The organism is Nocardiopsis sp. NPDC006198, from assembly GCF_040613895.1.
In the GTDB taxonomy this organism is placed as follows: domain Bacteria; phylum Actinomycetota; class Actinomycetes; order Streptosporangiales; family Streptosporangiaceae; genus Nocardiopsis; species Nocardiopsis tropica.
Genome location: NZ_JBEXSY010000005.1, coordinates 133424 through 146042, shown reverse-complemented (window position 1 = coordinate 146042; position 12619 = coordinate 133424). Strand labels below are relative to the sequence as shown.

The 12619-nt window shown below is 73.0% G+C and carries 12 protein-coding genes; 7 read left to right on the top strand and 5 right to left on the bottom strand.

Translation table 11 applies throughout. From position 1 onward, the window contains the following. Positions 1-167 precede the first annotated feature (167 nt). Together serC and ABZ234_RS05950 are read left to right on the top strand one after the other, a co-directional pair. Positions 168-1292 carry a phosphoserine transaminase gene (gene serC, locus ABZ234_RS05955; protein ID WP_355011185.1) on the top strand — a complete coding sequence of 375 codons (1125 nt, stop codon included), beginning with the start codon at positions 168-170 and terminating at the stop codon, positions 1290-1292. A 97-nt stretch (positions 1293-1389) separates the two neighbouring features. Continuing rightward, positions 1390-2403 carry a glycerophosphodiester phosphodiesterase family protein gene (locus tag ABZ234_RS05950; protein ID WP_355011184.1) on the top strand — a complete coding sequence of 338 codons (1014 nt, stop codon included), beginning with the start codon at positions 1390-1392 and terminating at the stop codon, positions 2401-2403. Positions 2404-2481: 78 nt separating this feature from the next. On the opposite strand, the gene ABZ234_RS05945 is transcribed toward ABZ234_RS05950, so the two are convergent. Continuing rightward, a complete protein-coding gene (locus tag ABZ234_RS05945) occupies positions 2482-2931 on the bottom strand; it encodes a VOC family protein (RefSeq protein WP_355011183.1) in 450 nt (149 codons plus the stop codon). Positions 2932-3005: 74 nt separating this feature from the next. Here ABZ234_RS05945 and ABZ234_RS05940 point away from each other — a divergent pair, with 74 nt between their 5' ends. Beyond that, the gene (locus ABZ234_RS05940) at positions 3006-3617 is read left to right on the top strand and encodes an ABATE domain-containing protein (RefSeq protein WP_355011182.1); all 612 of its coding nucleotides are present in this window, start codon (positions 3006-3008) and stop codon (positions 3615-3617) included. A 148-nt stretch (positions 3618-3765) separates the two neighbouring features. Here ABZ234_RS05940 and ABZ234_RS05935 read toward each other — a convergent pair whose 3' ends face one another. Continuing rightward, positions 3766-4833: a hypothetical protein gene (locus tag ABZ234_RS05935; RefSeq protein ID WP_267947956.1), complete on the bottom strand. Its 1068-nt coding sequence runs from the start codon at positions 4831-4833 to the stop codon at positions 3766-3768. Between the two features lie 90 nt (positions 4834-4923). Between ABZ234_RS05935 and ABZ234_RS05930 the strand changes: the two genes are divergently transcribed. Next, complete coding sequence (locus ABZ234_RS05930) at positions 4924-5649, top strand: 3-keto-5-aminohexanoate cleavage protein (RefSeq protein WP_267947955.1); 726 nt, start codon at positions 4924-4926, stop codon at positions 5647-5649. Between the two features lie 358 nt (positions 5650-6007). Here the strand turns inward: ABZ234_RS05930 and thpR are convergent, their stop codons facing one another. Beyond that, positions 6008-6598: an RNA 2',3'-cyclic phosphodiesterase gene (gene thpR / locus ABZ234_RS05925; RefSeq protein WP_267947954.1), complete on the bottom strand. Its 591-nt coding sequence runs from the start codon at positions 6596-6598 to the stop codon at positions 6008-6010. 90 nt (positions 6599-6688) lie between these two features. On the opposite strand from thpR, the gene ABZ234_RS05920 reads away from it, so the two are divergent. Then, complete coding sequence (locus ABZ234_RS05920) at positions 6689-7411, top strand: sulfite exporter TauE/SafE family protein (RefSeq protein WP_355011181.1); 723 nt, start codon at positions 6689-6691, stop codon at positions 7409-7411. Positions 7412-7481: 70 nt separating this feature from the next. On the opposite strand, the gene ABZ234_RS05915 is transcribed toward ABZ234_RS05920, so the two are convergent. Then, a complete protein-coding gene (locus ABZ234_RS05915) occupies positions 7482-8870 on the bottom strand; it encodes an MFS transporter (protein ID WP_355011180.1) in 1389 nt (462 codons plus the stop codon). Between the two features lie 157 nt (positions 8871-9027). Next, the gene (locus ABZ234_RS05910) at positions 9028-10497 is read right to left on the bottom strand and encodes an NCS2 family permease (RefSeq protein ID WP_267947951.1); all 1470 of its coding nucleotides are present in this window, start codon (positions 10495-10497) and stop codon (positions 9028-9030) included. Between the two features lie 219 nt (positions 10498-10716). Here ABZ234_RS05910 and ABZ234_RS05905 point away from each other — a divergent pair, with 219 nt between their 5' ends. Further along, a complete protein-coding gene (locus tag ABZ234_RS05905) occupies positions 10717-10983 on the top strand; it encodes a DUF2530 domain-containing protein (protein ID WP_267947950.1) in 267 nt (88 codons plus the stop codon). 54 nt (positions 10984-11037) lie between these two features. Further along, positions 11038-12534 (top strand): methyltransferase, encoded by a 1497-nt coding sequence (locus tag ABZ234_RS05900; RefSeq protein ID WP_344179927.1) that lies wholly within the window; start codon positions 11038-11040, stop codon positions 12532-12534. Positions 12535-12619: the final 85 nt, after the last annotated feature.

Sequence of the window (12619 nt, the reverse complement as noted above, 5' to 3'; positions counted from 1 at the left end):
CAACAAAGGTGTCGGAAGATTCATCCGTTTTGGCGGAATTGGCACTGACCCATACCGGCCAGAACTTCTGAGAATGTGACAATTCGATCCTCCGGTCACGCGCATGCACGCCGTGAACGGAGGCCCTGACCGGCTGCGTCACCGCTCCCACCACTACCCTGGGGACCGTGACCGACGAGATTCAGATCCCCGCGAACCTGCTGCCCGCCGACGGCCGTTTCGGCAGCGGCCCGTCCAAAGTGCGCCCCGCGCAGCTGGAGGCCCTGGCCTCCTCCGGCTCCCGCTACATGGGGACCTCCCACCGGCAGAAGCCGGTCAAGTCCCTGGTCTCCCGGGTGCGCGCCGGCGTGAGCGACCTCTTCTCCCTGCCCGACGGGTACGAGGTCGTCCTCGGCAACGGCGGGACCACCGCCTTCTGGGACATCGCCGCGCACGGCCTGCTGCGCTCCAGGTCCCAGCACCTGTCCTTCGGCGAGTTCTCCGGCAAGTTCGCGAAGGTCGCCAAGGGCGCCCCGTGGCTGGAGGAGCCCACCGTCATCAGCACCGACCCCGGCAGCCACGGCGAGCCCGTCGCCGAGGCCGGTGTGGACGTGTACGCCCTCACCCACAACGAGACGTCCACCGGCGTGGCCGCCCCCGTCAAGCGGGTCGCGGGCGCCGACGACGACGCGCTCGTCCTGGTGGACGCCACCAGCGGGGCGGGCGGCCTGCCCGTCGACATCACCGAGACGGACGTCTACTACTTCGCCCCGCAGAAGAGCTTCGCCGCCGACGGCGGGCTGTGGCTGGCGGTCATGTCGCCCCGCGCCCTGGCCCGGGTGGACGAGATCGCCGCGAGCGGCCGGTACATCCCCGAGTTCTTCTCGCTGACCACCGCGGTGGACAACTCCCGCAAGGACCAGACGTACAACACCCCGGCCGTGGCCACGCTGCTGCTGCTCGCCGAGCAGCTGGAGTGGATGAACACGCGGGGCGGGCTGGAGTGGACGGTGGCGCGCACCGCCGAGTCCTCCTCCATCCTCTACGACTGGGCCGAGAAGTCCCCGGTCGCGACCCCGTTCGTGACCGACCCGGCCAAGCGCTCCCAGGTGGTCGGCACCATCGACTTCAGCGACGACGTCGACGCCGCCGCCGTCGCGAGGGTCCTGCGCGCCAACGGCGTCGTCGACACCGAGCCGTACCGCAAGCTCGGCCGCAACCAGCTGCGCGTGGCCATGTTCCCGGCCGTCGAGCCGAGCGACGTCCAGGCGCTCACCGCGTGCGTGGACCACGTGCTCACCGAGCTGTCCTGACCCGTTCGCCCCACGTTGCACAATGGTGGCCGACCCGTGTTCCCACGGGTCGGCCACCCTCTTTCCCGGCATCTCGGCTTCTCAGGACGGTTCGGCTGTGCGCAGGAACAAGAACAAGCAGGAAATCCCCATCAAGATCATCTCCCACCGGGGTGCGTCGGGGCACCGTCCCGAGCACACGCTGGCCTCCTACGAGCTGGGCGCCCGGTACGGCGGCGACTTCATCGAGATCGACCTGGTCGCGACCCGGGACGGGAAGCTGATCTGCCGCCACGAGCAGGAGATCGGTGGCACCACGGACGTGGGCGAGCGCCCGGAGTTCGCCGACCGGCGCACCACCCGGACCGTGGACGGGCGCGAGACCACCGGGTTCTTCGCCCAGGACTTCACCCTGGAGGAGATCCGGACCCTGCGCGCCGTGGAGCGCATGCGGGACGTGCGCGCCGTGAACGCCCTGATGGACGGGGACTACGGGATCCCGACCCTGGACGAGGTGATCGGGCTGGCCTTCTCGCTCACCGAGGAGCTGGGGCGGCCGATCGGGATCTACCCCGAGACCAAGCACCCCGCGTACCACGCCGCCCAGGGCCTGGAGCTGGAGCCGGCCCTGATCGGAGCCCTGCGCGAGGCGGGGCTGACCGGCCCGGAGCCGGCCCTGCCGGTGTTCCTCCAGTCCTTCGAGGCCGAGAGCCTGCGCAAGCTCGCCGAGACGGAGCTCCCGCTGGTGTTCCTGCTCGGCACCGAGGACCGCTGGCTGCACTACACGACCCCGGAGGGCCTGGCCGAGGTTGCGGCCTTCGCCCAGGCCATCGGCCCCGCGAAGGGCCTGGTCATCCCCACCGACGAGGACGGCAACCTCGGGGAGCCCACCGACCTCGTCGAGAACGCGCACGCGGCCGGCCTGCTCGTGCACCCGTACACGTTCCGCAGCGAGAACCACTTCCTGCCCCCCGACCTGCGCTCGGACCGCGGGCCGAGCGACTACGGGGGCTTCGCCGCCGAGTACGAGGCGTTCTTCGAGCTCGGCGTGGACGGCGTGTTCACCGACTTCTCCCGGCACGCGTTCCTGGCGCGCGAGCACTTCCTCGACCCCCAGCCCGTCGAGGACTGACGGCCGCGACCGCCGGGCCGCTCCGGCGCCGGCCCCCGTGTCGCGGGAGGCGCGCCGCCGCCCGGCCCCGGGCGGGCGTCACTGCACGTCGAACTCGTTCCCCTCGGGGTCCCGCATGGTGACGTGCGAGGCCCCGGGCTCGTCCACGGCCCGCACGAAGGTCGCCCCCAGGCCCTCCAGCCGCCTGACGGTGTCGGCCCGGCGCGCGGCCCCCACCTTCAGGTCGACGTGCAGGCGGTTCTTCACGGTCTTGGACTCCGGCACGACCTGGAAGAGCACGCGCCGCCCCAGCCCGATGCCGGTGCTGCCGTCCACCGGGTCGTCGGGGTGGCGGATGGCGACGACCGTGGCGAAGACCTTGCGCCCGTCCACCTCCCGGAGGTCCTCCTCCTTCACGAGCCCCTCCGCCAGCAGGCGGTCGATGAGCACGGTGTTGTCCTCGGGCTCGTACTCCATCGCCTGCGCCCAGAACAGCGAGAGGGCGACGGGGTCCGCGCAGTCCACCACGAGCTGCCATTCGACTGCCATCGGGGTTCTCCTCGGCTCTGTGGCGGGACCTTCCGGACATGGCCCCGACCGTTGATTCCAGTTATAGTGGTTACATGACCCGGGACACAACAGGCCTGCCGATGCGCCCCCTGCACGGCTCCCCCTTCGTCTTCGACCCCGGCGCCCTGTGCCTGGAACTGCTCGTCACCGGCGCCCCGGGCGCGTACGCGCACTACGAGATCCTCCACGGGCCCCGGGACCTCGCCGACTGGCTCGCCCTGTCCCGGCTCCGCCTGGACCCGGAGCTGGTCGGGGTCACCGAGGCGGAACTCCGTGCCGCACGGCGCCTGCGCGACTCGCTCTGGCGCCTGGCCGACGCGCGCACGGGCGGCCGCCCCCTCCCGCCGGAGGACGTCGCCGAGGTCAACCTGGCCGCGTCCCACCCTCCCCTGGTCCCGGCCATGGACGCCGGCGCGGGCCGGTCCTGGATCCAGCCGGCCGGTGCCACCGCCGTCCTGTCCACCATCGCCCGCGACGCGGTCGACCTGTTCACCGGCGACCACGCCGACCGGATCCGCGAGTGCGGCTCCCACGACTGCCGGCTGGTCTTCGTGGACACCTCGCGCCCGGGCCGGCGGCGCTGGTGCTCGATGGAGCGCTGCGGCAACCGCCAGAAGGTCCGGGCGCTGCGAGCCCGCAGGGAGGGGGCGGAGGGCCCGCCGTGACCGCGCGGCCACCGCGGTCCCGCGTCCGCGACGGGAACCGGCGGTGGGGAGCGCCACGGGCGGGGCCCGGTTCCGGTGGCCGTGCGGTGCGACGTCCCCACCGCGTCCCGGGACCGGGCGTCGGCCCGCCGTGTCCCGGGGCCCGGTGTCAGCCCCGCCGGGCGAGCAGGACGATCCCGGCGATGAGCACGGCCGCGACGCCGGCCCCGCCCAGGATGAACGGCAGCGCGCTCCCGTCCCCGCCGCCGCCCTCCGCCGCGGTACCGCCGTCCTCCCCGTCGGAGGGCGCGGCCTCCGCCTCGACCTCCACCGGTTCGTCGGTCAGGTACCGGTCCTCCAGGGGGATCCGCCACACCGGGGCGTGCGGCCCCTCGGTACCCGCCATGAGCGCGGTCCCGTCGGGGGTGAACGCCACCGACTCGCCCTGGTCGGACTCGGGAAGGTCGAAGGAGCCGATCGGCCGCCCGGGCACCCCGTCGGTGGAGTCGTAGACCGTGGCGCCCCAGTAGGTGCGGATCACGTAACGGGTGCCGTCCGGGCCGAACGCGGCGTCGGTGGCGAACAGCGGCGCGGAGTCGATCCGCTCCAGGACGTTCGCGCCCTCGGGGTCCAGGACCTCGGGGGCCGCGTAGAGGCCGCCGGAGAACTCCTTGGACACCACGTACACGCGCCCGTCGCGGGGGTCGATCATCATCGACTCCGCGTCCCGGCCGCCGTCCGCGTACGTGAAGGTGAGCGTCACCGGCTCGACCGCCCCGTCGGCGAGGACCGCCGGCTCCGGGAACCGGTACACCCTGTACTCGGCCCAGCTGCCGCCGAAGTTGTCGCCGATGTCGGCCACGAAGACCGCCGGCTCCCCGTCGGGCCCCTCCGCGACGGCGACCGCCTCCCAGTCGCGCCGCTCCAGGCCCAGGGAGAACGTGGCGAGCGTCTGCCCGTCCCCGTCGACCGCGTACACCTCGCTCGGGTGCTCGCCGCTGTCGTTGTGCGTCCACCACACGCCCTCGTGCAGCGCGGAGGGCGCGATGCCGCTGGACTCGGAGATCCTCGCGTCCTGGAACTCGAACGCCACCTCCGAGCCCTCCGGCCCCTCCCCGCCCCTCGGGTAGTCGACCCCGCCGCTCGGCGCGCCCGGGTCCTCGGGGGACGCCGAAGCCGGGGCGGCGGGAAGGGCCGCGAGCAGTGCGGTCGCGACCAGCGCGAGCGGTCTTCTCATGGACGACATCCTGCCAGGGGACGGCGGGGGTGGCTTGCGCCCGGGTGCGAACGGGCACATTCGGCTTACGGAGCGCCGTGAGGAGAGCCCATGAGGATCGTCGCCTGCCTGAACGGGGACCGCCGCCCCGGAGCGCACCCCGCCCTGCCCGTGTCCGTCGACCAGCTGGTGGCGGACGCCCACGCCGTGGTGGCCGCCGGCGCGGACGCCGTCCACGTCCACCCGCGCGACCCCGGGGGCGCAGAGTCGCTGGAACCGCAGGTCGTCGCGTCGCTGATGGAGGCGCTGCGGTCCGAGGGGCCGGACGTCCCGGTGTCCCTGACCACGTCGCTGTCGGCGGAGTCGGACCCGTGGCGCCGCTACGACCTGGTCCAGAGATGGGCGTCCCCGCTGTTACCCGACTCGGTCACGCTGAACCTGCACGAAGCCGGCTCGGTGGACCTGGCCCACCTCCTGGAGGACCGCAGGGTGGACGTGGAGGCGGGCGTGTGGACCGTGGAGGCGGCCCGGATCCTGGTCGCCACGAAGATGCGGGTGTCCGCCGTCCTGGTCGAGCCCACCCAGGTCGCGGTGGAGGACGCCGAGCGCAACGCGAACGCGATCCTCTCCCTCCTGGACCGGGCGCGGGTGGGCGCCCCCCGGATGCTGCACGGGACGGACGCGACCGCGTGGCCGATGCTGGAGGCCGCCGTGGCCTCGGGCCACGACCTCCGGATCGGCCTGGAGGACACCATGCGCCTCCCGGACGGCACGGAGGCGTACGACAACGCGGCGCTGGTGGCGCACGCCGCGAGCCTGGCCGCCGCGGCCGCCTGACCCCGGCCGGACCGGTCCGCCGCCGGACGCCGCTCCGGGCGTGCGCGGGCGGCGGCGCCCACGCCGATCCCCAGGTCCCGGGCGATCTCGGGGAGGAGTCCGGCGACGACGAGGTCGTCGGTGCCGATCGCGAAGGTGGTGAGCGTGAGGCACACCAGCCAGCCGGAGCCGCTGGGAACGCGTGTCCCGGTCGTGTGTGGAGTCATGGCGGCACGTTAGAACCCTGACGCAGGCGTCAAGGTCAAGCGCCGGCCGGGCGGGGCTCAGCCGAGGAGGGCGCCCAGGACCACGATCAGCATGATGGAGCCGAGGACCACGGGCAGCAGCCACCGCTGCTTGCGGTTGTTGGTGAGCATGCTCATGACGTGCTGCGCTCCGGTGGTCGGGTGGGATCCGGCTCCCAGCCTAACGCCCAGGTCCGGACGGTCCGGTAGCGGTCCGCCGACTCGGGCCGGCTCTCCACCAGGTGCATCTCCTGCGCCTCCCACCTGCGGCTGCGCAGGGTCCCGAGGGAGTGGACGGTGCCGGAGAGGTCCCGCGCGGGGCGGCTGCGGGCGACCGTGATGTGCGGCACGTACGGGCGGTGGTCGACCTCGATCCCGATCCGGTCGGCGGCGGCCCTCAGGCGGCCGACGAGGATGCCGAGCGCCTGGGTGTCGCCGTTGACGCCGGCCCACAGCACGGAGGTCCGGGCGTTGCTGCGCGGGAAGGTCCCCCAGCCGCGCGCCGCGAGCTCCAGGGGCCGCCGGTTGCGGGCCACCCTCCCGAGCGCCCCGGTGAGGCCGGGCAGCAGGTCGTCGTCGACCCGGCCGAGGAAGAGCAGGGTCAGGTGCCATTCACCGGGAGGCGTCCACCGCAGGTCGGGGGTGTGCCTGCGCCCCCGGTCGACGGCCTCGCGCACCGTCTCCACCACGTCCGGGGGAGGCGCCAGGGCAACGAACAGTCTCATCCCCCCATCCTTCCCTCCCGTGTCCGCGTCCGCATCCCGGGGAGTAGGGTCTGCGGGTCCCCGCCGCAGCGCCCCCGGAGCCGCCCGCCCATGCTCGTCATCTCCTGTGTCTTCGTGGTCCTCGCCCTGGGGTCCCTGGTGCGCACCACGACCGGGTTCGGCTTCTCGCTGGTGGCGGTGCCGCCGCTGGCCCTGCTCGCGGACCCGGTGACGGCGGTGGTGGTGGCCGGGCTGATGTCGGCGCCGGTGAGCGTGTGGATCACCGCCCGGGACCGCCACCACGTGGACCGTCGCCTGGCGGCCCTGTTCCTGGGGTTCGGGCTGGCCGGGGTGCCGTTCGGCGTGTGGCTGCTCGCCGTGCTGCCCGAGCGGGCCCTGATGGTGGCGATCGCCGTGATGGTCCTGGTGGGGACGTTCCTGGTGTGGCGGAGGACCCCCGTCCCCGGCGGGGCCCCGACACTGGCGGGGGTGAGCGCCCTGTCGGGTGCGTCGTTCGCCTCGACGGGCATCGACGGCCCGCTGATGGTGGCGGCGCTGCAGGGGAGCGGGCTGGAGCCCCGCGTGCAGCGGGCGACCCTGTCGGTGATGTTCTCGGCGACGAGCGCCGCCTCGCTGGCGGGGTTCTGGATCAGCGGCAGGCTGACGCCGGAGGTCGGCTCGCTGCTGCTGGTCGGGGTCCCCGCGATGCTGGTCGGCATGGCGGTGGGCGAGCGGGTCTTCCGCCGGCTGGACGCCGAGCTGTTCCGCCGCGCGGTCCTGTGGCTGCTGCTGATCAGCTCGGTGTCGGTGGTGACGCGGGTGGTCACCTCCTGACCGGTCCGGCGCGGTCGGCGGGGCCCGGTCTCCGGCCGTGCCCCGAGGACGGCGGGGCACGGCCGGGGTCTCAGGTGCGGGTGACCGCGTCCTCCGGGGGCCGTCCGGGGCCGTCGGCCCCCCGGGCGGGCCCGGCCGCGGTCGCGCCGTCCGCCTCGTGCCCGTCCGGGGCCCGTCCGGCTCCGACCTCCTCCGCCGGGGCCGGTCCGGCCGCGGCGGTCCGCCGGCGCCCCGGCAGGAGGTCGCGCACCCTGACTCCGTGGACCCTGAACAGCGGTCCCGTCAGGGCCGCGACCACCAGCACGGTGACCGTGCCCCCGATGACGAGGCTGGCCTGCGGGCCGAACGCGTCGGCCAGCAGCCCCACCACGGGGGCGCCGATGGGCGTCACGCCCATGAACACCAGCAGGAACATGCTCATGACGCGACCGCGCATCTGGGGGTCGACGCTGAGCTGGAAGGTGGCGTTGAGCGTCGTCACGTAGGTCAGGAAGGCCATGCCCATGGGCACCAGCACCACGACGAACGACACGTAGCCGGGCATCAGCCCCGCCGCCACCTGGAGCAGGCCGAAGGCCATCGACCCGATCAGCACCAGGCGTATCCGGGGCCGGTCGCGCCGGGCCGCGAGGAGGGCCCCGATGAGGGCGCCCACGGCCAGGAAGGCGGCGGCCACCCCGAACGCGGCGGCGCCGGCCTCGAAGACGTTGTTGACCACCAGCGCGATCTGGTTCTGCCCGTTCGCCCCGAAGAACTGGGTGGCGGCGGCGAGGACCAGCAGCAGCACGAGGTCGCGCCGGCCCCCGATGTAGCGCAGGCCCTCGCGGATCTGGCCCTTGCCCCGGGGCACCGGCTCGGTGGTGGTGAGCTCGGCGGTGCGGATCATCGCCAGGGCGATGATCGTGAACCCGAACGAGGCGCCGTTGATCAGGAACACGGGACCGCTGCCGATCACGGCGATGAGCAGCCCCGCGATGGCGGGGCCGGTGACCCTGCCGAGCTGGAAGCTGGCGCTGTTGAGGGCGATCGCGTTGGACAGGTGCTCGCGGTCGACCATCTCGGGGACGAAGGCCTGGCGGCCGGGGTTGTCGAGCACGGTGACCAGGCCGAGGGCGAAGGCGAACACGTACACGTGCCAGACCTCGGCCGCGCCGGCGGTCGCGAGGACGCCCAGGGCGACGGCGAGCGCTCCCATGACGCTCTGGGTGCAGATCAGGAGCCTGCGCTTGTCCAGGCGGTCCACCAGCGCGCCGCCCCACAGCCCGAAGAGGAGCAGGGGCAGGAACTGGAGCGCGGTGGTCATGCCGAGCGCGATGCCGCTGCCGCCGCTGAGCTGGAGGACCAGCCAGTCCTGGGCGATGCGCTGCATCCAGGTGCCGGGGTTGGAGAGTAGCTGGCCGAGGGCGTAGAGCCGGTAGTTGCGGACGGCCAGTGAGCGGAACATGGCGATACGCCGCATCAGTTCCTCCCCTCCCGGACGGGTCGCCGGGGAGGGACTGATGCGGCCACCGACCCATGGTGCGGACACATAAGTAAACGGCGTTGACTCATCACTCGGGTCAACGCCGTCCACTGTCGCAGGAATTCCCGCCCCCGCGCGAGGGCGGCGCGCGGGATCAGCCGATGAGCGCGTAGATCGGGGCCTCGGCGAAGTGGAGGAGGAAGACCGCGGAGACCACCCACATGAGGGGGTGGACGTGGCGCGGCCTGCCCTCGACCAGGCGCACGAACGTGTAGACGATGAACGCCATCCCGATGCCGTTGGCGATCGAGTACGTGAACGGCATGATCACGATCGCGAAGAACGACGCCAGGCCGACGGCCGGGTCCGTGAAGTCGATCTTGCCGACCGGCAGCAGCATCATGAAGCCGACGATGACGAGCACCGGCGTGGCGGCCTCGAACGGCACGATGGTGACCAGCGGCGCGAAGAAGGTCGCGACGACCATCATCAGACCGGTGACGATGGGCGCGATGCCGGTGCGCGCGCCCTCCGCGACGCCCGCCGCGGACTCGGCGTACACCGTCGCGATGGACGCGGAGGCCGCGCCGCCGAAGATCGTGCCGAAGGCGTCCATGGCCAGGACCTCGCGGGTCCGGGGCAGGTTGCCGTCCTCGTCGGTCAGCTCCGCCTGGTGGGCGACGCCCACCATGGTGCCCATGGTGTCGAAGAAGTCGGCCAGCATCAGGGTGAACAGCAGCATCACGACGGTGGCGACGCCCACGTCGGACCAGCGGGCCGCGATGTTGAACCCGCCCTCGGCGAACAGGCCGATGAGGGAGAAGTCGGGGAGGGCGACGACGTCGCCGACCGAGGTCGGCAGGCTCGGGGTGGAGCCCGGCAGCTGCCAGGCCAGGCCCTCGCCCCGGTCGCCGAACAGCGCCTGGACGACGATCGCGGCGACCGTGGAGACGATGATGCCCAGCAGCATCGCGCCGGGGACCTTGCGGACGTAGAGCGCGATGGTGACCAGGAGGCCGATGACGAAGACCAGCAGGGGCAGGGTGTTCAGGCCGCCGCTGCCGAGGCTGACGATCGTGCCGCCGCCGCCCTGGATGAAGCCGGAGTTGACGAAGCCGATGATCGTCAGGAACAGGCCCACGCCGACGCCGATGGCGATCTTCAGCCCGCCGGGGATCGCGGCGAAGACGGCGGTGCGGAAGCCGGTCATGACCAGGACCGTGAGGATGAGGCCCTCGACGATCAGCAGGAGGAAGACGTCCGACCAGGCCATCAGCGGGGCGACCCCGTACGCGACGACGGCGTTCAGGCCCATGCCCGCGGCGAGCGCGAACGGGTAGCGGCTGACGATGCCCATCAGGATGCTGCTGATCGCGGCGACCAGGGCGGTGACGGCGACGAGCTGGGGGACCTCCAGGACATCGCCGTTGACGTCCGCGGTGCCGTTCAGGATCAGGGGGTTCAGCACGATGATGTAGGCCATGGCGAAGAAGGTCGCCAGACCGCCGCGGATCTCGGTGCCGAACGTGGAGCCGCGCTCGGAGATGTGGAAGAAGCGGTCCACGCGGCCCCGGGGTGCGGAGGCCGCTCTGTCGTCGGTGGGGGATGGAGTTGGTGCGTTCACGTCGTCAGCCTGACCTGGTCGTGTTACCGGACAACAAGGATTCTGCGCCAGATTAGTTGCATCTTCATACAACAGCTGACACTCGTTTCACGGGAGTTTCATAGAAATCGCCATATGACCGGATGATCGGAGCAGGGAGTGTGACGAACGCTTCCCTGGTCGGAGCGGTCGGCGCCGACACGCCGACGCCGGCCGCGTGCGAGCGGATAGCCTGGAACCGTGCGCACACCTCGCCGGCCCGATCCCGAAGTCCACGAGAGCGACTACCGCGTGCCCGCCGCCATCGGCACCCTCGCGTGGGCCGTCGCCCTCGTCGTCCTCGTCGCCATGGGCGACTCCCTCCCCCAGGCCGAGCGCTGGTGGATCGGCGTCTGCGCGACCGGCGCCGCCCTCGGGGTGTTCGGCTACCTCTACATCCCGCGCCTGCTCCGCAAGAGGGACGAGTCGGCCGAGCGCGGGGCCGCCCGCTTCTCCGAGCCCTCCTGACCAGGCCGGACCGCCTGTCAGCGGGGCACCGCCGTTCTGCCTGATAATGGGCGGGTGTCTGAGACTGAATTCCCGCGCGGCCTCGCCGACCGACTCCGCGGCATCCTCATCGACGCCGACTACACGGTGTCAGGCGTCCGCGACCGGCTCGGCGACGCCGCCGCCCGAGCCCTGGCCCGTGAAGAGCTGGTGCCCGCCCTGCGCGCCACCGGCGGGGAGGAACGGCTCGGACTGCTGCTGCGCCTGTGGTGGCTCCGATCGCCCATCCCCGCGCGGGCCGCGCGGGCCGTCCTCCCCGTGGACGAACTGGCCGAGGCGGGGCTCGTCACCGTCGAGGAGGGACCCCACGGGACCGTCGTCCGCGCCCTGGTCCACCTCGGACCGTGGGACCTGGAGGACGGCCGGCCCGGCTTCGTGGTCTCCGACCCCAAGGTGCGCCCGGGCACCGGGGCCGTCCCCCGCCACGACCACGTGGTCGGCGCGGGCAACGCGTCCGCCACCCTGTCCCAGCTGATCGTCGACGGCCCGGTCGACCGCGCCCTGGACGTCGGCACCGGCTGCGGGGTGCAGGCGCTGCACCTGGCGTCGCGGGCCCGCGAGGTGGTCGCCACCGACCTCAACCCGCGCGCGGTGCGCCTGGCCGGGATCAGCCTGGCCCTGTCCGGGGTCGCGGGCGCCCGCCTGGCCCAGGGCTCCCTCTACGAACCGGTCGAGGGCGAGCGGTTCGACCTCATCGTGTCCAACCCCCCGTTCGTGATCACCCCCGACTCCTCCCGGTACACCTACCGGGAGTCCGACCTGCCCGGCGACACGGTCTGCGCCGAGCTGGTGCGGCAGGCCCCCGCGCACCTCACCGAGGGCGGCTGGTGCCAGATCCTCGCGAACTGGGTGCACTCCGACGGCGACGACTGGGAGGACCGCGTCGGCGGCTGGGTGACCGGGACCGGCTGCTCGGGCTGGGTGGTCCAGCGCGACGTGCAGGACCCCGCCCAGTACGTCGAGCTGTGGCTGCGCGACTCGTGCGAGCACGGCACGCCCGAGTACACGCGCCGCTACGACGCCTGGCTGGACTACTTCGAGCGCGAGGGCATCAAGGGCATCGGGTTCGGGTGGATCAGCCTGCGCAACGACGTCGCCCAGGACGCGACGGTGCGCGTGGAGGAGCTGCGGCACGACATCGAGCAGCCGGTCGGCCCGTACCTGCCCGACGTCGTGGACGGGGCGATGACGGCGCTGCGGCTCACCGACGCCGCCCTGCTGTCGGCGCACGTCGCGCTCGCCCCCGGGGTGGTGGAGGAGCGGGTGGGCAGGCCGGGCGCCCCGGACCCGGAGAAGATCGTGCTGCGCCAGCAGAACGGGCTGCGCAGGGTCGCCCGCGTGGGGACCGTCGAGGCCGCCCTGGCCGGGGTGTGCGACGGCACCATGCCCGTGGGGCCGCTCCTGGACGCCATCGCCCAGCTCATCGGCGAGGACCAGGCGGTCGTGCGGGAGCGGACGCCGGACGCGCTGCGCACCCTCATCTCCGAGGGGTTCTTCCGGGTCGCCCGCTGACCCGCCGTCCGCTCGCGCGGGGCCGCCCGCCGGTCCCGGGCGGCGGGGCCGGAGACGACCACCGCCGTCCGCCCGCGCACGGGCG

What these genes read in the sequence shown, in the direction of transcription:
- thpR (WP_267947954.1), bottom strand. Translation starts at nt 6,598, where the DNA reads ATGAGACTGTTCGTTGCCCTGGCGCCTCCCCCGGACGTGGTGGAGACG.
- ABZ234_RS05915 (WP_355011180.1), bottom strand. Translation starts at nt 8,870, where the DNA reads ATGCGGCGTATCGCCATGTTCCGCTCACTGGCCGTCCGCAACTACCGG.
- ABZ234_RS05935 (WP_267947956.1), bottom strand. Translation starts at nt 4,833, where the DNA reads ATGAGAAGACCGCTCGCGCTGGTCGCGACCGCACTGCTCGCGGCCCTT.
- ABZ234_RS05920 (WP_355011181.1), top strand. Translation starts at nt 6,689, where the DNA reads ATGCTCGTCATCTCCTGTGTCTTCGTGGTCCTCGCCCTGGGGTCCCTG.
- ABZ234_RS05940 (WP_355011182.1), top strand. Translation starts at nt 3,006, where the DNA reads ATGACCCGGGACACAACAGGCCTGCCGATGCGCCCCCTGCACGGCTCC.
- ABZ234_RS05945 (WP_355011183.1), bottom strand. Translation starts at nt 2,931, where the DNA reads ATGGCAGTCGAATGGCAGCTCGTGGTGGACTGCGCGGACCCCGTCGCC.
- ABZ234_RS05930 (WP_267947955.1), top strand. Translation starts at nt 4,924, where the DNA reads ATGAGGATCGTCGCCTGCCTGAACGGGGACCGCCGCCCCGGAGCGCAC.